Annotated in this window: 18 protein-coding genes; 8 read left to right on the top strand and 10 right to left on the bottom strand. The window is 70.9% G+C overall.

Annotated features, from left to right (window positions below; genetic code table 11):
* Positions 1–124 precede the first annotated feature (124 nt).
* The 3 genes from ACN20J_RS27105 to ACN20J_RS27095 form a co-directional block, all read right to left on the bottom strand.
* On the bottom strand, positions 125–1,405 hold the full coding sequence (locus ACN20J_RS27105) for a hypothetical protein (RefSeq protein WP_419666993.1): 1,281 nt from the start codon (positions 1,403–1,405) through the stop codon (positions 125–127).
* A gap of 7 nt (positions 1,406–1,412) precedes the next feature.
* Positions 1,413–1,667, bottom strand: coding sequence for a MoaD/ThiS family protein (locus ACN20J_RS27100; RefSeq protein ID WP_055614662.1), 255 nt, complete (start codon positions 1,665–1,667; stop codon positions 1,413–1,415).
* A gap of 95 nt (positions 1,668–1,762) precedes the next feature.
* Positions 1,763–2,665: an alpha/beta hydrolase gene (locus ACN20J_RS27095; protein ID WP_419666992.1), complete on the bottom strand. Its 903-nt coding sequence runs from the start codon at positions 2,663–2,665 to the stop codon at positions 1,763–1,765.
* 277 nt (positions 2,666–2,942) lie between these two features.
* Here ACN20J_RS27095 and ACN20J_RS27090 point away from each other — a divergent pair, with 277 nt between their 5' ends.
* Both ACN20J_RS27090 and ACN20J_RS27085 read left to right on the top strand, forming a co-directional pair.
* Positions 2,943–3,770 (top strand): winged helix-turn-helix transcriptional regulator, encoded by an 828-nt coding sequence (locus ACN20J_RS27090; RefSeq protein WP_189836741.1) that lies wholly within the window; start codon positions 2,943–2,945, stop codon positions 3,768–3,770.
* A gap of 23 nt (positions 3,771–3,793) precedes the next feature.
* A complete protein-coding gene (locus ACN20J_RS27085) occupies positions 3,794–4,816 on the top strand; it encodes a LacI family DNA-binding transcriptional regulator (RefSeq protein WP_055614665.1) in 1,023 nt (340 codons plus the stop codon).
* 229 nt (positions 4,817–5,045) lie between these two features.
* Here ACN20J_RS27085 and ACN20J_RS27080 read toward each other — a convergent pair whose 3' ends face one another.
* Positions 5,046–5,708: a TetR/AcrR family transcriptional regulator gene (locus tag ACN20J_RS27080; protein WP_190228882.1), complete on the bottom strand. Its 663-nt coding sequence runs from the start codon at positions 5,706–5,708 to the stop codon at positions 5,046–5,048.
* A 155-nt stretch (positions 5,709–5,863) separates the two neighbouring features.
* Between ACN20J_RS27080 and ACN20J_RS27075 the strand changes: the two genes are divergently transcribed.
* Positions 5,864–6,874: a hypothetical protein gene (locus ACN20J_RS27075; RefSeq protein ID WP_190229175.1), complete on the top strand. Its 1,011-nt coding sequence runs from the start codon at positions 5,864–5,866 to the stop codon at positions 6,872–6,874.
* A gap of 180 nt (positions 6,875–7,054) precedes the next feature.
* Here ACN20J_RS27075 and ACN20J_RS27070 read toward each other — a convergent pair whose 3' ends face one another.
* Positions 7,055–8,812 carry a trypsin-like serine protease gene (locus tag ACN20J_RS27070; RefSeq protein WP_419666991.1) on the bottom strand — a complete coding sequence of 586 codons (1,758 nt, stop codon included), beginning with the start codon at positions 8,810–8,812 and terminating at the stop codon, positions 7,055–7,057.
* Between the two features lie 272 nt (positions 8,813–9,084).
* Between ACN20J_RS27070 and ACN20J_RS27065 the strand changes: the two genes are divergently transcribed.
* The 4 genes from ACN20J_RS27065 (at position 9,085) to ACN20J_RS27050 (ending at position 12,817) form a co-directional block, all read left to right on the top strand.
* Positions 9,085–10,242 carry a S1C family serine protease gene (locus ACN20J_RS27065; RefSeq protein ID WP_361893115.1) on the top strand — a complete coding sequence of 386 codons (1,158 nt, stop codon included), beginning with the start codon at positions 9,085–9,087 and terminating at the stop codon, positions 10,240–10,242.
* Between the two features lie 74 nt (positions 10,243–10,316).
* Positions 10,317–10,502, top strand: coding sequence for a hypothetical protein (locus tag ACN20J_RS27060; RefSeq protein WP_189836737.1), 186 nt, complete (start codon positions 10,317–10,319; stop codon positions 10,500–10,502).
* A gap of 126 nt (positions 10,503–10,628) precedes the next feature.
* The gene (locus tag ACN20J_RS27055; protein WP_189836736.1) at positions 10,629–11,360 is read left to right on the top strand and encodes a response regulator transcription factor; all 732 of its coding nucleotides are present in this window, start codon (positions 10,629–10,631) and stop codon (positions 11,358–11,360) included.
* Complete coding sequence (locus tag ACN20J_RS27050) at positions 11,357–12,817, top strand: sensor histidine kinase (protein WP_419666990.1); 1,461 nt, start codon at positions 11,357–11,359, stop codon at positions 12,815–12,817. Before ACN20J_RS27055 ends, ACN20J_RS27050 begins: the two co-directional genes overlap by 4 nt.
* A gap of 25 nt (positions 12,818–12,842) precedes the next feature.
* Here ACN20J_RS27050 and ACN20J_RS27045 read toward each other — a convergent pair whose 3' ends face one another.
* Both ACN20J_RS27045 and ACN20J_RS27040 read right to left on the bottom strand, forming a co-directional pair.
* The gene (locus ACN20J_RS27045) at positions 12,843–13,961 is read right to left on the bottom strand and encodes a CU044_5270 family protein (RefSeq protein WP_190228878.1); all 1,119 of its coding nucleotides are present in this window, start codon (positions 13,959–13,961) and stop codon (positions 12,843–12,845) included.
* A complete protein-coding gene (locus tag ACN20J_RS27040) occupies positions 13,958–14,650 on the bottom strand; it encodes an RNA polymerase sigma factor (RefSeq protein ID WP_190228877.1) in 693 nt (230 codons plus the stop codon). The genes ACN20J_RS27045 and ACN20J_RS27040 overlap by 4 nt, the downstream gene beginning before the upstream one ends.
* A 359-nt stretch (positions 14,651–15,009) precedes the next feature.
* Between ACN20J_RS27040 and ACN20J_RS27035 the strand changes: the two genes are divergently transcribed.
* A complete protein-coding gene (locus ACN20J_RS27035; RefSeq protein WP_372505585.1) occupies positions 15,010–16,188 on the top strand; it encodes a methyltransferase in 1,179 nt (392 codons plus the stop codon).
* On the opposite strand, the gene ACN20J_RS27030 is transcribed toward ACN20J_RS27035, so the two are convergent.
* From ACN20J_RS27030 to ACN20J_RS27020, 3 genes are all read right to left on the bottom strand, one after another.
* Positions 16,157–16,375 (bottom strand): DUF397 domain-containing protein, encoded by a 219-nt coding sequence (locus ACN20J_RS27030; RefSeq protein ID WP_190228876.1) that lies wholly within the window; start codon positions 16,373–16,375, stop codon positions 16,157–16,159. The genes ACN20J_RS27035 and ACN20J_RS27030 overlap by 32 nt on opposite strands.
* A gap of 271 nt (positions 16,376–16,646) precedes the next feature.
* Entirely contained in the window at positions 16,647–17,030 is a 384-nt protein-coding gene (locus ACN20J_RS27025; RefSeq protein ID WP_190228875.1) for a hypothetical protein, read from the bottom strand.
* Positions 17,027–20,029, bottom strand: a complete 3,003-nt coding sequence (locus ACN20J_RS27020) for an NACHT domain-containing protein (RefSeq protein WP_419666989.1) — start codon at positions 20,027–20,029, stop codon at positions 17,027–17,029. Before ACN20J_RS27020 ends, ACN20J_RS27025 begins: the two co-directional genes overlap by 4 nt.
* Positions 20,030–20,310: the final 281 nt, after the last annotated feature.

Genomic DNA, 20,310 nt, shown 5'->3' with positions numbered 1-20,310 from the left:
TAAGCGCAGCCCGCGAAATCTTTAGCCCCTCCGGCGTTTGAGGAGCGGGGGTTCGGGGGCGGAGCCCCTGAGTAAGGGACGGGAATGGGTAGGGGCGGCGGGGGCGAAGAAAAGGTCGGGCTCCTCAGGCCAGTGCTCGGCCCAGTACGTAGATCGCCGGGGCCGATGCCGCCAGCGGGAGGGCCACTCCCGCGGTGAAGTGGACGAAGCGGGACGGGTAGTCGTAGCTGGCAACTCGGTGGCCGATCAGGGCGCAGGCGGCGGCGCCCGCGCCGAGGAGCGCACCGGACGGCGTACCGAAGTCGGTCAGCCCGCCCAGCAGAGCCCCTGCTCCCGCCCCAGCCACCAGCGCCACAGCCACCGAAACCACGGTCGGCAGAGGCACCGCCCGGGCCAGAACCGCCACCCCGACCGCCACCGCCCCCACCGTCACCGCATCCGGCTCCGCCGCCAGGTGCCCCGTCGCGACGATCGCCAGCGCCGCGGACACGACCGTGGCCATCAGCCCGTACATCCGCTCGTCCGGCGACGCATGGCTGCGCAGCTGGAGGACCAGCGTCAGCAGGACCCAGACGCCGAGCGTGCCGAGGATCGCGGCGGGCGCGTTCTCCCGCCCGGCCGCGAGCAGCGCGACGTCCGAGGCGAGCGCGCCCGCGAAGGCGAGCGCGATGCCCTGCCTCGCCGGCCACATCCCGTTCAGCCGGAACCAGCCCGCCGCGGTCACCGCCTGGAGGATCACGAGCGGTACGACCAGTGCGTACTCGCCGACGGCCGCCGCCCCGCCCATCAGCAGCCCGAGGACCGCCGTCAGCGCGGCCGGCTGCAGACCGGGCTCGATGATCGGCGAACGCCCCTCCGCACGGGCCCGCTGCGCCGCGGTGAGGCCGGAGTTCCCGGTGGCACCCGTGACAGTGGGCGGCCCGTATTCAGGACCGGAGGCAGGTGAAGAAGCCGGTGCGCCAGGCACACCCGCAGGCACGTGCGCCTGGCCCCCGTAGCCCTGATGGGCCTGGTGGCCCTGGGGTCCCTGCGTGCCCGGGTAGCCCTGCGGCTGTCCGCCCTGGCCCGGCGGGCCCGTCTGGTTCCAAGCCGTCTCCGCCGGCATCGGCTGCCCCACCACCCCGTACTGAGCCGCGTACTGCTGCTCCCCCGGCCCGTACGGAGCCTGCTGCGGGAAGTACGCCGTGTCCGCGGCCGGTGCGGTGGGCTGGGGCGTGACCGAGGGCTGGACCTGGGTCTCCCAGGTCTGGCCCTCCCACTGCTGGGTGTACTGCTGCTGGTCGGGCTCGGCGTCGGCCTCGTACTGCTGGCGGCCCGGCCATCCCGGCTGCGGCTGTTGTTGCTGATAGGGGTCGTAGCCCTCGTAGGGCCCGTTCCCGTTCCCCTCGTACGGCTGGTTGCTCATGGTCCCGTCACCCTCCTGCGAACGGCGGGAGCACTTCGACCGTGCCGCCCTCGGCCAGCCGTACCGTCTCATGTCCGCGGGTGCCCACGGGGTCACCGTCGATGAGGAACGAGCATCGCCGCAGGACGCGGACGAGTTCGCCGGGGTGTCGCTCGCGTGCCGCGTCGAGCGCGTCCGCGAGGGTCTCCGCCTCGTACGGCTCCTCCGCGATGCCCGCTGCGGCCTTGGCGGCGGCCCAGTAACGCACCGTGCCCTTTGCCATCTGAATCCTGATTCCTGATCGCTCGGTCGACGGTCGGTCCGTGAATCCGTGAAGTCGACGGTCGGTCGGTGAATGGGTGACAAGCACCGCCAAGGCTAGCCCGCAGGCGCTGCCGCCCCGGTCGCCCCGGCCGCCCACTGCCCGATGCGGGACAGCAGCTCGTCGTCCGCCGCGTTCTCCGCGTGGCCCATTCCCGGCTCCAGCCACAGGTCGGCGTGGCCGTCGGAGGCGTCGGCCAGCATTCGGGGGTGGTCCACCGGGAAGTAGCCGTCCTGCTCGCCGTGGACGATCAGCAACGGCGTGGGCGTGATCAGCGGGACCGACTCCACCGGGGAGGAGGGGACGGGGTCCCACTCGCGGTGGTGGATGCGGGTGCGCAAGCCGTAGCGGCCGACGGCCCGGCCGACCGGGCGGGTTACCAGCCAGTGCAGGCGGCGCATAGGGGCCGTGCCCCGGTAGTACCAGCGAGCGGGTGCGCTGACCGAAACCACCGCGTCCGTATGCGCTCCCGTGCGCCCCTCGTGCTCCTCACCACCGGCCGAATTGATCGCCGCGTGCCGCAGGACGACGGATCCGCCCATCGAGAAGCCGACCGTGGCCACCCGGGTGTGACCGAGTTCTCGTGCCCACTCCACCGCCGCCGCGAGATCGAGCACCTCGCGGTCGCCGACCGTCGAACGCCCGCCGGAGGCACCGTGGCCCCGGAAGGAGAACGTGACGACCGCCCCGTACTGCGTGAAAGCGGTGGCCGCCCGGCGTACGTGCAGCCGCTCCAGGTCGCCCGTGAAGCCGTGCGCGACGACGATGGCGAGGTCACCGGGGACGTTGCCGGCGACGCCGTCCGCGGTGTCGGACGTACCCCTTCCGGGGTCGTACGCGGCATCGATCGTGACCCCGTCGACCGTGTGCAGAAATCTCCGCAGAGGTGGCCGCAGGGTTGTCTCAAGGCGTGGACGAATCAAAGATCGCGTCACATGACCTGCCGGACCTAGGTTCATGTGGGCTATTCTGCTGGGCAGAGGACTCGGGCAGCGAAGCCCCCGGGTCCTTTTGCGCTTTCTGGAGCGTTGTATACGAACGCTGTATACGACTCCCCGGGGATATATCGCGACAGGAAGTGCGATGTCAGAGCGCAATTGCGGCGCCCAGGGGCGCGGGAGCCGCGAGAAGTACGAAGCAGTGCCGCAAACGTCCTCGCAGGGACCGAGGAGGAACCGACGTTATGGGCAAGCAAACCGTGCAAGACCGTGTGACGACCCAGGCAGGTGGGGTGCGATGAGTTCTCTGCTGCTCCTTACCAATGCTCTCCAGCCGTCGACGGAGGTGCTTCCCGCCCTCGGCCTGCTGCTGCACAACGTGCGCGTGGCTCCGGCGGAGGGCCCCGCTCTCGTCGACACCCCTGGTGCCGACGTCATCCTGATCGACGGGCGCCGCGACCTGCCTCAGGTCCGCAGCCTCTGCCAGCTGCTGAGGTCCACCGGGCCCGGCTGTCCGCTCATCCTCGTCGTCACGGAGGGCGGTCTCGCGGCCGTCACCGCCGACTGGGGCATCGACGACGTCCTGCTCGACACCGCAGGTCCGGCGGAGGTCGAGGCACGGCTGCGGCTGGCCATGGGCCGCCAGCAGATCGTCAACGACGACTCCCCGATGGAGATCCGCAACGGCGACCTGTCGGTCGACGAGGCGACGTACTCCGCCAAGCTCAAGGGCCGGGTCCTCGACCTGACCTTCAAGGAGTTCGAGCTCCTGAAGTACCTGGCGCAGCACCCCGGCCGGGTCTTCACCCGCGCCCAGCTCCTCCAGGAGGTCTGGGGCTACGACTACTTCGGTGGCACGCGGACCGTCGACGTCCACGTACGACGGCTGCGGGCGAAGCTCGGGCCCGAGCACGAGTCGCTGATCGGGACCGTCCGCAACGTCGGCTACCGCTTCGTCACGCCGGAGAAGGCCGACCGCGCGACGGACCGTGCGACGGACGAGGCGAAGGCCAAGGCGGCCCAGCCGAAGCCGGAGGATGCGGACGAGTCGGCACACCTCGACGCCACCGAGAGTGCCGAGGTCACGGTGGAGGCACAGGAGCCCGTACGACCTGCACAGAGGTAGGTCCATCCGCGTAGACTCCGCGCGTGGCCAAGGTGACTCGGGATGACGTAGCGCGACTGGCAGGGACGTCGACTGCCGTCGTCAGTTACGTCATCAACAACGGACCCCGGCCGGTTGCCCCGGCCACGCGCGAGCGTGTCCTCGCCGCGATCAAGGAGCTGGGGTATCGGCCCGACCGGGTTGCCCAGGCCATGGCGTCGCGGCGTACGGACCTCATAGGCCTGATCGTGCCGGACGCGCGCCAGCCTTTCTTCGGGGAGATGGCGCATGCGGTCGAACAGGCCGCGTCCGAGCGCGGGAAAATGGTGCTCGTCGGTAATTCCGACTATGTCGGCGAGCGCGAGGTCCACTATCTGCGGGCCTTTCTCGGAATGCGGGTCTCGGGGCTCATCCTCGTCAGCCACGCGCTGAACGATCTGGCCGCCGCCGAGATCGAGGCGTGGGACGCCCGGGTGGTGCTGCTGCACGAGCGGCCCGAGGCCATCGACGACGTCGCCGTCGTCACGGACGACGTGGGCGGCGCCCAGCTCGCCACGCGTCATCTCCTTGAGCACGGGTACGAGTACGTCGCCTGTCTGGGCGGTGTCGCGGAGACCCCCACCGTCGGTGACCCCGTCTCCGACCACGTGGAGGGCTGGCGGCGTGCGATGCACGAGGCCGGGCGCTCGACGGAGGGTCGCCTCTTCGAGGCGCTCTACAACCGGTACGACGCGTACAAGGTGGGGCTCGAGCTGCTGGCCGGGCCGGATCGGCCGCCGGCGATCTTCTGTTCCACGGACGACCAGGCGGTCGGGCTGTTGCGGGCCGCGCGTGAGCTTCGGATCGATGTGCCGGGGGAGTTGGCTGTCGCCGGGTTCGACGACATCAAGGAAGCGGCGTTGACCGATCCGCCGCTGACCACGATCGCGAGCGATCGGTCTGCGATGGCTCGGGCTGCGGTGGATCTTGTGCTTGATGACGGGCTGCGGGTCGCTGGCGCTCGGCGGGAGCGGTTGAAGTTGTTTCCGTCGCAGTTGGTTGTGCGACGGTCTTGCGGCTGCGGGTAGCTCCGCTGGTGGTTGGTGGTTGGCTGCGGGTGTGTCGTGGCTGGTCGCGCAGTTCCTCGCGCCCCTAAAAGATTGCGCCGTTCCCCGCGCCCCCAAAAAGACCGCGCTGTTCCCCGCGCCCCTGAAGACCGTGACGTTCCCCGCGCCCTGAAGGCTGCGCAGTTCCTCGCGCCCCAAAAAGATTGCGCAGTTCCCCGCGCCCCTGAGGAGTGCGCCGTGCCTCGCACCCCTAAGACGGGTCGGTGTGGTGTTCGGCGGCGTCCAGTGCGGGGGCCAGTGGGGAGAGTGCTGTGCGGAGTTGGTCGGGGAGGGAGCCGGAGGGGATGACCAGGCCGCCTCCGGGGCCGAAGGTGTCGGGGTTCGCGTTTCCGGTTGGGTGGAGCCAGGCTTCCAGGGCGATGCGGACTGCCGCGGCCACGCTTGCCCCGAGGACGCGGGCTGTGTGTGCTCCGGTGTTGCCCAGGCGTTCGGCGATCACCGCTGTGAGTGGGGGCTCGATGCCGGCGGTGGTGTCGAGGAACGCGTCGCGCAGTGCGGGCCGCGTGATGATCAGCAGCAGCGCCTGTTGTTCGCGCTCACCGGTGTTCGTGTACTGCTCGACCACTGCCTCGGTGACGGCGTCGGCCAGGCGCACCTCTGCGGGCCGGGCCGCGACCGCCGCCGCGATCCGTGCCTCCCGGTCCGCGGTGACGGCGGCGACGATCGCCTGCTCGCGGCTGGCGAAGTAGTTGTTGTAGGTGCGCGGCGAGACCCCGGCCGCCTCTGCGATGTCCTCGACCCGCACCTGGTCCGGACCCCGCTCCACGGCCAGGCGCAGGGCCGCCTCGCGCAGCGCCTCGCGCGTGGCCTGCTTCTTCCGCTCGCGCAGCCCCGGTGGTGGTGTCGTCGTCACGGTGTCAGTGTTCCACACGGTTCCATGTAAAAGTGCGTGCACGCAAACTTGCGTACACGCACTTTTCTCTGTCAGCCTCGACCCACCGAGACCGGCGGACCCGACCGGGATCGACCGGGGCCGACAGAGAGGGCTTCACCATGCGGGCCAGAGGCATGACCTACGACACCGGATTCGTCGTGCACGGCCGGATATCGCGCGAGCACTTCGACCCCGCGGTGGTCCGGCGCGAGCTCGCCATCATCCGCGACGACCTGCACTGCAACGCGGTCCAGATCATCGGCGGTGACCCGGACCGGCTGGAGCTGGCCGCCGGCGCCGCCGCCGAGCTCGGACTGGAGGTCTGGTTCTCGCCCTATCCGCTGGAGTTGGACCCGGAGCAGATGCTCACGCTCTTCCGCGACTGCGCCGAGCGGGCGGAACGGCTCCGGCGGCAGGGGGCCACGGTCGTGTTCGTCACGGGAGTCGAGCTGAGCGTGATGAGCCGCGGGTTCCTGCCCGGAGAGAACCCCGAGGAGCGGGTCGAGCAGCTGCTGAGCCGGCCCGAGCTCCGGGCCGAAGCGATGCGCGACATCGGCGTGCGCATCAACGCGTTCCTCCGCGACGCCGCGGCCACGGTCCGCGAGCGCTTCCAGGGCCAACTCACCTACTCGTCCATCCAGTTCGAGCAGGTCGACTGGACACCTTTCGACTTTGTGACGTACGAGCTGATCCGCTCCGCCGAGGTCGCCGACCACTTCCGGGAGGCGGTGCGCACCCTGGCCCGGGGACCGAAGCCGCTCGCCATCACCGGGTTCGGCACCGCTGCCTACCGCGGCGCGGGAGACCGGGGCGGGCGGGTGCTCGAAGTGGTCGAGCACGATCCGGAGACCAAGGCCCCTGTACGGCTGAACGGTGTGTACGAGCGGGACGAGGCCGGCCAGGCCGCGTATCTGAGCGAACTGCTGGAGATCTTCGACACCGAGGGCGTGGACAGCGCGTTCGTGTTCCTGTTCGCCCTGCCCGGCTACCCGCACCGCCCCGACGGCGACCCCAGGGACGACCTCGACCGGGCCGGCCTGGGCATCGTCAAACTCCTCGAAGGGCGCCGGGGGCAGACGTACCCCGACATGGAATGGGAACCCAAGGCCGCCTTCGCGGCGGTGGCACAGCGGTATCGGGGCTGATCGACGGCGATCGAAGGCGATCAGGTGATCGGAGGCGACAGGCCCTGCGCTCGGTGACCACGGCTCTGGACGCCGCCGCGAAAGGCAGCGGCCGGCCCCCGCGCGTTGCGAGGACCGGCCGCGTGCTCTTGGACGTCCAGGACAGAGACTCCTGGAGCAGGTACTTCCAGAACAGGGCTTCTAGAACAGCAAGTTGTACTGGTTGAAGCCCGTTCCCAGGCTGGTGCGGGTGGCGAAGAGGTCGCTGGACGCCTTGTTGGTGCCCCGGTAGAGCCAGAGCGTGCCGCCCGAGTCGCGGGCCATGATGTCGGCCACGCCGTCGCCCGTCACGTCGCCGTTGGAGACGTACGAGGTGAAGTTCCAGCCGGTACGGGCCTTGATGCGGGCCGACCAGGGGGTCTTCTCCTTGCCGGTGCCGCGGTAGAGCCAGAGGGTGCCGTCCGTGGAGCGGACGAGGAGGTCGGGCTTGCCGTCGCCGGAGAGGTCGCCGTGGCCGAAGATCTTCACGTTCTTCCAGGAGCCGCTGACGACCTTGACCTTGCCGTAGAACTCGCCGTTGCCGCGTCCCGGGTAGAGGTAGACCGAGCCGTCGGCGTCGACCGCGAGCAGGTCCGGGCGGGCGTCGCCCGTCATGTCGCCGGGGATCGCGTACGACTTGTAGCCGCCCCAGACCGAACTGATCTGCATCCAGGTCCAGTCGCCGACGGCGTGGTCCATGTAGCTGCGGTACAGCTTGCCGTCGGTCTTGTCGCGGACGATCAGGTCCTGGTAGAAGTCCCGGTCCAGGTCGGCCTGGAGGACCCAGGTGGCGGTCTGCCAGCCGTTGCCCTGGTAGGCGCGCTGGGCCAGCGAGGTGCCCTTGCTGTCCTGCTGGAAGAGGCCGCCCGAGGGCGTGCGGGCCAGCAGGTCGGCGCGGCCGTCGTACGTCAGGTCGGTGTCGTCGACGCGCGGCTGGGCCGCCCAGGTGTAGGAGCTGACCTTGGTGAAGACCGGGTAGGCGCCCTTGCCGGTGCAGCCCGCGACGCCCCAGGAGACGATGCCGACGATCTTGTTGCCGACGACCAGGGGGCCGCCGGAGTCGCCGTTGCAGGGGCTGTTGGTGCCCTCGTCGGCGCCGGTCGCGGGGGTGCCCGCGCAGGTCATCGAGCCCTCGATGAACTCGTCGTCGCCGAGGACCGCCTGCATGGCGCTGTTGCAGGTCGAGTCGGCGACCAGCGGCAGGCTCGCCTTCTTCAGCTTCGTCGAGAGGGTGGCGTCCTCGGCGCCGGAGGTCAGGCCCCAGCCGTAGACGGTGGCCGCGGTGCCGGCCTTGTAGAGCGCGCTGTCGTCGGACGCGGCCAGCCGCAGCCACTGCTGCTCCAGCGGGCGGTCCAGGGTGAGCACCGCGATGTCGTTCTGGGCGGTGGCCTCGTTGTAGCGGGGGTGGGTCCACTGGCGGTAGACGCCCGCGGGGGTGCCGGTGGCGTAGTCGTCGAGGTCGGTGGTGCCGGCCAGGACGGCGCCGTTGCTCACCCAGTCGAGGCCCGCGACGCAGTGGGCGGCCGTGAGGACCTTGTTCGGGGCGACGAGGGTGCCGCCGCAGAAGTAGCCGTTGCCGGTGGCCGGGTCGGAGTAACCGAGCTGGACCATCCACGGGGCACTGGCGATGGTGGTCTCACCCCCGCCGATGATGAACGGTGACTTGCTGGGCGAGGCCTCGTCCGGGGTCTCGCCGGTGGCCTTCGCGGCCTCGACGATCCGGTCGCGCAGCTCCTTGGCGGAGGCGGCCGGCTTCGCGGGCTGCGAGAGGTTCGCGTCGGGCAGACCCCCGGTGGGGTCGTCCGCCGCGGTCGCGGGCTGGGCCGCGAGGACGCCGGCGCAACTCAGCGCCAGCGTGAGAGCGGCCGCGGGGAACGCCGTGGCGGGGCGTCTCCAACGGTCGCGCAGGGCACGTATCACTCAGGGCTCCTGAGGTGGTGGTGTGTCGTGAACCCACCAAGATTGCGCCCCTCGTTTCCCGTTGCACACGTTCTCCACAGGGGTCCGACAAGTATTCGTCCGCCGCTTCCCGCACATCACCGTGCGGCAACCCCCTGTTTCACCGGGCTCAACGGGCCCCGATCGGCTTCATATCGGGCCCTGGGCGCCTTTATATCGGGCATACGCGGTTCTGTCGGGCTTCTCAGGGAGCACTCAGGGAGCTCTCATGGTCGGGGTTCAGAGTCTGAGTCATGACCGAGAGCTTCCGCCGCAGCGGCGAGTACCCCCAGGGCGACCAGCACCAGTCCGCGTACACGCAGGGCGACGCGCAGCAGTCCGCGTACCCCCAGCAGCCGTACGCCTCCGCGCACCCCGCGAGCTCCTCCTCCGACTACTCCACCCCCTCCGCCTCCTCCGTGAACCCGGAGTGGCCGCCCCCGCCGGCGTACGAGCCGGCGCAGCAGGGCGCCGCTCCCACGGCTCTTCTCACCGAGCCCGTCTCTCCCGCTCCCGCCGCTCCCCGCAAGCGCGCCAAGGGTCCGCTGGCGCTGCTGGCCGCCGTGGCGATAGCCGCCGCGGCCGTGGGCGGCGGTACCGCGTACGCCTTCCAGGAGCTGACCGGCAGCGACACGGTGGCGTCCAGCAGCACCAGCACCAGCGTCGTGCCCACCAGCGAGAAGGGCACCGTCGCCGGGGTCGCCAAGGCGGTCAGCCCGAGCATCGTCGAGATCAGCGCCACCTCGAACGCCGGCCAGTCCACCGGTTCCGGCGTGATCATCACCAGCGGCGGCGAGATCATCACCAACAACCACGTGGTCTCGGGCGCCTCCGAGATCAAGGTGCAGCTGAGCAACGGCAAGTCGTACACCGCGAAGGTCGTCGGCACCGACAGCAAGAAGGACCTCGCGCTGATCAAGCTGGAGAACGCGCCGTCCGGTCTGACCGTCGCGACGCTCGGCGACTCCGCGGGCGTCAAGGTCGGCGACCAGGTCGTGGCGATCGGCTCCCCCGAAGGCCTGACCGGCACGGTCACCAGCGGCATCGTCTCCGCGCTCAACCGTGACGTCACCGTCTCCACGGACGAGAGCCAGGGCCAGCAGCAGCAACAGCAGGGCGGCGGCAGCGGTCAGTGGCCGTTCGAGTTCGGCGGCCAGGAGTTCAACGGCGACACCGGCTCGTCCACGACCACGTACAAGGCCCTCCAGACCGACGCGTCCCTCAACCCGGGCAACTCCGGCGGCGCGCTGATCGACATGAACGGCAACATCATCGGCATCAACTCCGCGATGTACTCCGCCGCGGACGCCACCTCGTCGAGCGCCGGCAGCGTGGGCCTCGGCTTCGCCATCCCGATCAACACCGTCAAGGCCGACCTGGACACCCTGCGGGCCGGCGGCTCCGACAGCTGACGCGGTCCGCCGCCCACGACCCCCTCCTCTCCCTCCGACTCACCCCCTTCGCACCGAGCCACCCGGAGTTCGTCATGAAGATCAGGAACGTCTCCCACACCCTCGCGGGCGCCGACCCGGCCGCCTTCGCCCTGGCCCTCGAAGTGGCGTACGAGCTCCACGCGCCGGCGCCCCGCGCGCCCGAGGTGGCCCCCGCTGCCGCTCCGCGCGGCGCCCGCCGGGGTGCCGGCGCCCGGGCCGGCCGTACCGTACGAGGCTGATCCCTGCCGGGCTCACTGGCCCGGCAGGCGTGACAAGAACAGCCCTGAGCAGCCCTGAACAGCTCTGAACGTGCGAGGCTGAAAGCGCCCCGACCACGTCCCACCGCACCCGAGGAACTGACCGCGATGAGCCCCGCCGAAGGCGACCGTGAACCCCAGCGCATCCTGATCGTCGACGACGAGCCGGCCGTGCGCGAAGCACTCCAGCGCAGCCTCGCCTTCGAGGGTTACGACACGGAGGTCGCCGTCGACGGCGCGGACGCCCTGGAGAAGTCCACGGTGTACCAGCCCGACCTGGTCGTCCTCGACATCCAGATGCCGCGGATGGACGGCCTGACCGCCGCCCGCCGGATGCGCGGCGCGGGCACCATGACGCCGATCCTCATGCTGACGGCCCGCGACACGGTCGGCGACCGCGTCACCGGCCTCGACGCCGGCGCCGACGACTATCTGGTCAAGCCCTTCGAACTCGACGAACTCTTCGCCCGCGTACGGGCGTTGCTGCGCCGCAGCTCCTACGCGGCCGCGGCGGTCGGCGCCCCGGCGGACGACGCGCTCACCTTCGGCGACCTCCGCATGGACCTCGCGACGCGCGAGGTCACGCGGAGTGGCCGGCCGGTCGAGCTGACCCGCACGGAGTTCACCCTGCTGGAGATGTTCCTCGCCCATCCGCGCCAGGTCCTCACCCGCGAGCAGATCCTGAAGGCGGTGTGGGGCTTCGACTTCGAGCCGAGCTCCAACTCCCTTGATGTGTACGTGATGTACCTCCGCAGGAAGACCGAGGCAGGCGGCGAGCCGCGGCTTGTGCACACGGTGCGGGGTGTGGGGTATGTGTTGCGGTCGGGTGGGGCGGAGTGAAGCGCGTAGTACGCCGGTTCACCTCCCTCCCGATCCGGACCCGGTTGTCGCTTCTGGTTGCGGCGGCGGTGGCGTTCGCGGTGGCGGCCGTTTCTGTGACGTGCTGGTTCATCGTCCAGGGGAAGCTGTACGACCAGGTCGACGACGACCTGCAAGCGGCTTCCACGCCTCAGCCGTACTCACAGGTCGTTACCGCACTCGAGAACTGCGCCCAGACACCGCTGCCGAAGAATGAGGACTTCGGCGCCCGGGACACCTACTACCTGCAACTGGTCAAGGCGGACGGAACGCCCTGCGTCTCGGTGAACTCCGAAGGCACGGTCAAGGTCACCAGCGACGACACGGACGTGATCAAGAACGCGGACGACAAAAACGGGATCTTCCGAAACGGAACCGACACCGACGGGAACGCCGTACGCATCCTGACGGTCCCTCTGACCGTCACTCAGGGCCCGAGCCGGCCGCAGCTGTACGCCGACACGGCGCTCCTCATCGGCGTGCCCCTCAAGAGCACCCAGAGCACCCTCAACGACCTGGCTCTGATCCTGCTCCTCGTCTCCGGCATCGGAGTCCTCGGCGCCGGCGCGGCCGGTCTCGCGGTCGCCCGTGCGGGCCTGCGGCCGGTCGACAAGCTCACCGAGGCCGTCGAACACGTGGCCCGCACAGAGGACTTGGGCATCCGCATCCCGGTGGACGAGGACAGCGAGGACGAGGTCGCCCGTCTCTCCCGCTCCTTCAACTCGATGACGTCCGCGCTGGCGAACTCCCGCGAACTGCAACAACAACTCATCGCCGACGCCGGTCACGAACTGCGTACCCCCCTCACCTCCCTCCGTACGAACATCGAGTTGCTCACCCGGAGTGAGGAGACGGGGCGGCCCATCCCCGAGGCGGACCGTAAGGCGCTGCTGGCCTCCGTGAAGGCTCAGATGACCGAACTGGCCGCGCTGATCGGGGACTTGCAGACGCTGTCGCGGTCGGACGCGGGGACGCCGGCGGACCGCGTGCAGGTGGTGTCGTTGCAGGACACCGTGGAGGCGGCCCTGCGCAGGGCCCGTCTGCGCGGCCCGGAGCTGACGATCACGGCGAACGTGGACCCCTGGTTCGTACGGGCGGAGCCCTCCGCGCTGGAGCGGGCCATCGTGAACATCCTCGACAACGCGGTGAAGTTCAGCCCCGAGGGCGGCGCGGTCGACGTCACCCTCAAGGACGGCGAACTGACCGTACGGGACCACGGCCCGGGCATCCCCGCCGACGAACTCCCGCACGTCTTCGACCGCTTCTGGCGCTCTCCCAGCGCAAGGGCACTCCCCGGCTCGGGCCTGGGCCTGTCCATCGTGGCCCGTACGGTCCAACAGGCGGGCGGCGACGTGGCGTTGAGCCCGGCCGAGGGCGGCGGCACGGTGGCGACGATCCGGTTGCCCGGCGCCCCGACACCGCCGCCCGCGCTGGACTGAGACGGCCCTTTCCCGAGGGCCGGTCTCAGCCCGCCTGGGACGGGGTCTGCTTCATTCCGTCGACCACGGCACGGTTCTTGACGGCCATGGTGAAGTTCACCGTGCCGGACTTGATCAGGATGCCCTCTTCCTTGATCGGCTCCACCTGGACATTGCGCGCACCGAGGTAGACATGGGTCTTCTTGTCGAAGATCCACTCCTCGCGCTGCCCGCTGGTCTCGTCCAGCCGGGCCACCGCCACCCCGTGCCGGCCGGCCGCGTCCACCGCGTCGTCGACGACGACGACACCCGGGATCTTGGCGGCGGCCTCGAACAGCGCCGGGTAGAGCTCGGCGGGCGGGTAGCTCTCGGCGAGGAGGTCACCGATGGTGGTGAAGGCCTGCTGGTCGGGGGTGTTCCCCTGGCCCTTGGTCTCCTTGTAGATCTTGGCAAGGAGTGCGTCCGGGTCGGTGGTCAGCTTGGTCAGGTAGTCGAACGACGGGCTGCCCAGATGCGCCTTCGGGGTGTTGCCCTGCTCGTCGGGCAGGCTCAGGGTCTCGCCCTCGGGGCCGTCGTTGACGGCGGGGTCGATCAGCCAGCCCTTGACGCCGTCCGGGGACTCCCAGATCTGCCGGCGGTGCAGTTCGTGGCTGGCCAGGCTGGACTTGTCGTTGACGGTCTTCACGAAGGTGTCGGCCAGCACGGACTCGATGTAGATGTACTGGCCGGGCTTGACGGTCGGATGGTCGCCCTCGGCCGCCGCCAGGGAGATCTGGTCGAGCAGCTGGGGCACGCCCTTCGTGGACGCGGTACCGACGTCGGTGGTCAGGGCCGGTCCGGTGGCGACACCACTGTCCCGTACCCCGCTGCCGTCGCCGCCGACCGTTACCACTCCGGCGATGACCACCGCGGACAGGGCGGCCGCCATCGCGGGCAGCGTGATCGCGGGGCGCGGCAGCCGGAATCGCCGCGCCTTCTGAGGGGCCGTCGCCGTCGCTGTGCGCTCTTCCCGCTGGACTTGCTGGGCCTGCTCGTGGATCTGGGCCATCAGACGCTCCTTGTGGAACTGGTGACGGCCCGTCGGCAGGTCACGCGCCGTCTGGGACAGGAGCTGTGCGTCCTGGTCCCACTCGGCAGGGTGCTGCCGGGACGTGTTCGCGTTCATCGGTTTCCTTCCTGTGCGGGCCGGATCGCATTTACGTGATCGCCTCTTGTCTGTCGTACGGGGCGGGTGCCTTCCCGTTTCTCGCGAACTTTCTTGAACGCGATGTCGGAGGCAGTACGGCCCAACGCCCCTTGTTCCACGGCGAGTTGAGGCATGGCGAGCTGGGCCTCGGCGATCGAACGCAGCTTTTTGCGGGCGCGGGAGAGGCGGGAGGCGACCGTTCCGACGGGGATGCCGAGCGCCTCCGCGGCGGCCTCGTAGTCCAGGCCCTCCCCCAGGCAGAGCGTGATGACCTCGCGCTCCGGTCTGCGCAGGCTCGCGAGCGCGGTGAGGGCCGTGGCGAGACGGTGCCGGTCGTCGACACGGTCGGCGACCTCCTCGGCGTGGTCGGGCACGGAGAGCTCGGCCGCGGCGGCGGCGTTCGCGGCTCGGCGGTAGCGCCGGTTGCTGCGGTACTGGTTGCGCGCGGTGTTCGTGGCGATGCCCAGCAGCCAGGGCCGCAACGAGCCGCCCTCCGGGTCGACCCTGTCGCGCAGCTTCCACGCCTCCATGAAGGTCGCGGCCATCACGTCCTCGGCCGTCGACCAGTCCGCGGTCAGCCGGAACGCGTGGTTGTAGACCGCACGGGCGTACGCGTCGAAGAGTTCGGCGAAGGCGCTCGAATCCCCGGCCCGTATCCGGGTTCGCATATGAGTGGTCACCTCTATGAGCTGTACGGCGGGAGGGGCCGCCTTCCCGTGAGCTGCGTCACAGGGAAGGTGGGGCCGGGTTTGCCCGCGAGGCGATGCCCGTGCGAGTCTCCGGGCATCATCTCTCCGAAAGGCTGACCGCGATGCCCGGCATGGTTCCAGGTCTGGTCCTCGGCGACTTCTCCTCCCGCGCTTCGACGCGGGAGCGGTAGCCCCCTTCCTGCCCGACCCACGAGCCCGTCGTACCGCGCGACAACGCGAGACGGGCCGTCTGCCACGCACGGCGGCTTCCCCACTTCCCCGCTCCTCGTCGAAGTGCTCTTCGTGCCCACCGCACGTTCGAACACGAGGAGTACGTCGTGTCTGCGACGCCCACGATCAACTGGTCCGAAGACCAATCCGCCCGCCCCGCGCAGCCTGCCCGACCTGCCCGATCCACCCGATCCGCGCACTGGCACTCGGAGAGCTGCGCACCGCCTCCCCGCCGGGTCGTGGTCGCCGACGACCGGACGAAAGCCGGTACGGCCTACCAACTGGCCTGTGAGGGAACGGCGTTGCTGTGGCAGGGCGACTTCCACAACGCGCGCCAGCTGCTCCAGGCGATGGGCCGCCGAATCGACCGGAAGTCGAACCCCACCCGGCCCGACGCCACCCCGGCCGAGTCCTTCCACCTGCACCGCCGGGCCCGCGGCCACCGCGCCCGCGTACTGGGCAAACTCCTGGTCCTGCTGGAGGACGACCACTCCCTGACCCTGCGCCGGGCGCCCGACGTACGCCGGGCGTGCACCGAGGCGTACGGCCCACCGCGGGGCGGCCGGGCGGTCTCCCTCACGGAGTTGCTGGGTGTCATCGGGGCACACCAGTGGCGCGAGAAGGGTGTGGAGGTACCGGCCCTCGGGGAGGGCATCCGCATCCACCCCCACTACGGCGTGTTCTCGCCGGTGAGGGGCGAGTACGTCGACCTGGTGGCACAGGCACCGCTGCCATCCGCCTCCGGTAGGGCCCGGGCATTCGACCTCGGTACGGGAACGGGGGTGCTGGCCGCCGTACTGGCCCGCCGGGGCCTCACCCACGTCGTGGCGACCGACATCAGCCCGCGCGCTCTGGCCTGCGCCCACGAGAACGCCGACCGGCTGGGCCTCGTCGGCCGCATCGAGGTCACCGGCCCCGCCCTCTACCCCGAGGGCCGCGCCGACCTGGTGGTCTGCAATCCGCCCTGGCTCCCCGCCCGTCCGACCTCGACCGTCGAACAGGGCGTCTACGACCCGGACGGCACGATGCTCCACGGCTTCCTGCACGGCCTGGCCGCCCACCTCAACCCAGGAGGCGAGGGCTGGCTCATCCTGTCCGACCTGGCGGAACACCTGGGCCTGAGAACACGCGAGTCCCTACTGACCGCCATCACCACGGCGGGCCTACGCGTATCGGCCCGCCTCGACACGACCCCCCACCACCCCCGGGCCCGGGACACCACGGACCCACTCCACCGCGCCCGAGCCGCCGAAGTCACTTCACTTTGGCGCTTGATCCCCGACTGACGTTCCGGAGAAAGAGGGCCCAGGGCTCCGCCCCGAAGACCAGGGCGGGGCCCTGCGGGATCTTGCTGTCGCGGACGGGTACGAGGCCGGGGTAGCCGTCGGCGACCTCGACGCAGTCGTTGTCTCCCCCGTCGCTGTAGCTCGACTTGCGCCAGGCAGCGGTGCTGAGGTCAGGGGTGTACTTCATGACCGGTGCTCCTCCAGAACGCCCCTGATGAACGTCCGCGAGTCCGATAGCGGACCTTCGACACCTCTTCGAGGAGTGCCTGGGCCTCGGCGAAGTCGTCGGTTTCTGCCGCACGGCGGTTGAGATCCCTCACGTGGTCGATCGGCGGTGAGCCGCTCAGCCGCAAAGGGGTCTGTGGTCGTGATCTCCGCCATGACATCACCGTGGCCGGACCGCACACTCTTCCGTCCAGGTTTCCCTCCCACGTCACCCGGCGGTGTCCACACCCACCTCACGGCCCCCGCCTCCGGTCGGCTCTGAGTACCAGCCCCGCGAACGCGGCCACGCTCGCGCCGAAGACGCCCGCCGCGAAGGCCGGGGCGTCATGGTCCACCAGGTGTTTCGTGAGCCAGAAGACGCCGGTGATGCCCGTGCCTCCCAGCACCGCGCCGAACATCCGGAAGCGGACCTCCACCCGGTCCAGCCAGCGGCGGTGTTCGTAGTCCGCCTCGACCTGGCGCAGCATCCGCTCCGCGCTTCCCGGGACGGCCGTCTCCCAGGAGTCGATCTGCTGCTCGACGGGAAGGTCGCGCCAGCTGCTCCTGATCTCCGGGGTCGCTTCCGGCCCGGGAGGGGCTGTGGGAGAGGGAGCCGGAGAGGGCGTGGGCTCGCTCATCGGGTGCCTCCCGTGGGCGGTGGGCCGAGTCGGTTGTACGCGTCGTGCAGGAGCTCGTCCCTCGTCGACCGGTCGGGCGGAACGACTGTGGAGCGGGGGCGGAGCAACGTGGCCGCGCTGATGACGCCCGCGACGAAGGCCTCGCCGCTGCGCGGGCCGCTCCGGTTCGCGGGCTCGCCCACCGGCGGGGCCCCCGCGAGGCTCTGCTGGAGGCGCAGGTGGCGGAACTCGTAGTGCGCGCCCGACTGGCGCAGTACTCCCCGGCGGTGGGCCTCGTCGAGGAACCCCATCAACCGCCAAGGCGCCCGCCCCGTCAGGGCCAGCCAGATCCTGGCCGTGCCGAGTCGGCCCCAGGCGCTCAGCGCGAGCGAGGACGTACCGACCTGGACCCACACCTCGGTGTGCATCGTGCCCAGCGTGCCGCCGGGTGGCATCGCCGAGATCAGCGCCAGGCAGACCCCGCCCGCGAGGAGGGCGGCGATCGCGCTCCTCGCGAGAGTGGCGTCGCGGTCGGTGCGCAGGGTGCTGCGCGGGCCGGCCGCGCGCATGGTGTCGGACGGGGTGTTCAGGGCGCGGTAGACCCCCGAGGCGCAACCGCCGATGGCACCGATGAGCACGCCGAAGGCCACGAAGGGCACCACCGCGTCCAGGACGACGGCCCCGACCGGTCGGTGTACGAGCCAGACCTCGGCCTCGTACGGCAGGGCGACCACCAGGTTGTGGGCGTCGACGGCTCTGCCCTTCCAGTCGCCGCCGCCCTTCCAGACGATGACCCACTGGTCCCGCTTCTCCTCGATCTGTACCGTCCCCGTGAATTCCCCGACCTCGTCGTCCCGGGAGATCCGGGCGCCCCTCTTCACGACGAACGGCTCGTCGAGTCCCGTACGCCCCACCAGCAGGAACTCCTCCGGCACGGTCGAGCGGACCGAGCGAGCACCCTCGTCCGTCTCCTGGAGCCGCCAGCCTTCGATCACCTCACCGGTCACGCGCGGGGCGGCCGAGTCGATCCGGTACGCGGCGAAGGCACCGGTGACGCAGCCGACGAGCGCGCCCACGCAGACACCGATGAGCGTGCAGGCGACGAATCCCCGGAGCAGCCCCCTCCTGAAGCCGCGCAGTACGGCGGCCGGGCCTGTGTACGGAGCGGCCGTGCGCTCCCCGCGCCGCAGCCCGGCCAGGAAGAGCAGCAGCCCGGCCGCGAGACAGGTGGCGGCGGGGACCGCCTCCCTCGCGTAGCCGAAGATCGCGAGACCGACGAAGAAGACGAGGGCTCCCAGGGCGCGCACGGCCCGTGGACCTCCCGGACTGCCCGCCCACGGCAGGCCCAGCGGGAGGGGGCGCCGGGGCAGACCGGCGACGCCGAACATCATCGACAGAACCAGCCCGAAACAGCAGCCGTTGAGGAACCAGGCGGGTCTCGGTGTGAGCACGGCTCCGAGCCGGGAACCGACCAGGGGCGGGACGAGCAGGCCCATGGCCACCGCGACGACCGTGGCGGCGCCGGCCATCCTCAGGGCCATCCGCGCCAACTGCCGTGGCCCGTGCGGGGCTTGTGCCGTGGGAGGCAGCATCCGGGCGAGTCCGAAGCACAGACCCAGCAGAATGCCCGCGTAGTTGAGGACGGTCGACGGCCGGCTGTCCCAGTTGGCGACCACTCCGGGCCCGTACTCGGCCAGCGGCACCAGCAGCGCGGCCGAGGCGGCCAGCGCCAGTACGGCGGGACCGATCACGCGCAGCGCCCGGGGCATCGCCGCCGGAAACTCCCACCAGGCGAGCCGGCCGGTGGAGGCGGCACCGGGGTCGCGGGCGAGGAGGCGGAGCCAGCGGTGCGCCGAGTCCGGACTCCAGCGGCCGTCGGCCCCGCCGAAGGCGGCCGGGACGAAAGCGTCCAGCAGGTGTTCCTCGATGTGTCCGGCCGTGCGAAAGCGCGCGAGCTCGGCCGGGTCACGGGAGGCGTCCCCGTACACCGTGCGGGCCAGCGCCACCATCAGCGGTGAACCCAGGATCTCGGCCAGGGGCGGGGGTGGGTCCCGCAGGACCGGCGTCCAGGGGGTGGAGCCGCCGCCGTCCGGTCGCGCGGTGCTCTCCAGATAGCGGCGCGCGGTGGCGAGGTCCAGCGGTCGCAGCCGTACGACCTCGGCGGCGGTCAGCACGTCACCGGCGCGCATGGCTCGGGCCCAGACCTCGGTACGGCAGGTGAGCAGGACGGGCAGCCGTTCGTCGAGTTCGGCGTTGAGGCGCCGCAGCGCCACCTCGTGCGCCGGGTCGGGAAGCTCGTCGAACCCGTCGAGTACGGGCAACAGGAGCCCGGCGTCCAGCAGTTCGCGAGCCATCGTGTGCCGCCCCGCGACAGCGGCCAGTGGTGGGTACTCCGCGGCCAGCCGCTCGGCCAGCCAGTCGCGCAGGCCGACGGACCCGGGATCCCAGCCCGCCAGGGGGAACAGCACCGGCACCGGGGCGCCCGGCTCCCGGGCGTCGAGCGCCCCGAGCACGAACCGCACGGCGAGGACGGTCTTCCCCGCGCCCGGCTCGCCCAGCACGACCAGCCGCCCCGAGGGCAGCGCGCGGAACGTCTCGACGATCCGGTCGAGCCGCTGATCGCCGTCGCGCGGCTCCGGCAGCACGGCCCCGGGCCGGATGTTGTGGCCGTGGTCGGCGAGCGGCGGACCGACCCTGGACCAGTGGACGTTCAGCGGCTCCGGGTCCTGCAACCGGCGCAGCCGGGCTTCCGCCATCCATTGGGCCCGTACCGCCTCGGCGAGTTCGTCGGCCGCCCGCTGCCGTCGGTCGGTACCGGTGCCGGTGTCCGCCGGCTCGCGCAGCAGGTCGGCCAGGAAGGCGCAGACCGAGACGACCGCCGAGACGGCGGAGATCCACATCGACGTCCCGTCGGGACCGTCGCCGCGGGCCAGCGCGACGGCCAGCGCGAGCAGCGCCGCGGCGGCCATGCCCAGCCCGACCCGTCGTTGTACCCGTGCCTCCCGCAGTGGCACCCGCATGCCCCGACCCCCGTGTCCCCGACCCGCCGTCCGAAAGGTGAACGACGGGCCGGGCGGTCATGTACCGGCCGCGGAGGCGGGCGCACGGGAGCATCCCGGGAGCACATCGCGGGTCTCAGCTTTCCGGTTCACCCCTCAGCCGACGAACAGCCGCCCCATGGATGCCCCACAGACAATGCGCCTACTGTCACTTTCAAGCAGCGAGTAGCACGGGCGCGGAAGCCGCCGTGGACAGACGCAGGCACAAGTACAGGCACGACGCAGGCACAAGTACAGGCACA

The organism is Streptomyces sp. 2-1, assembly GCF_048564895.1.
Classification (GTDB): domain Bacteria; phylum Actinomycetota; class Actinomycetes; order Streptomycetales; family Streptomycetaceae; genus Streptomyces; species Streptomyces phaeochromogenes.
The sequence above is the reverse complement of the archived record's forward strand: the minus strand, read 5'-3'. Positions and strand labels throughout refer to the sequence as shown.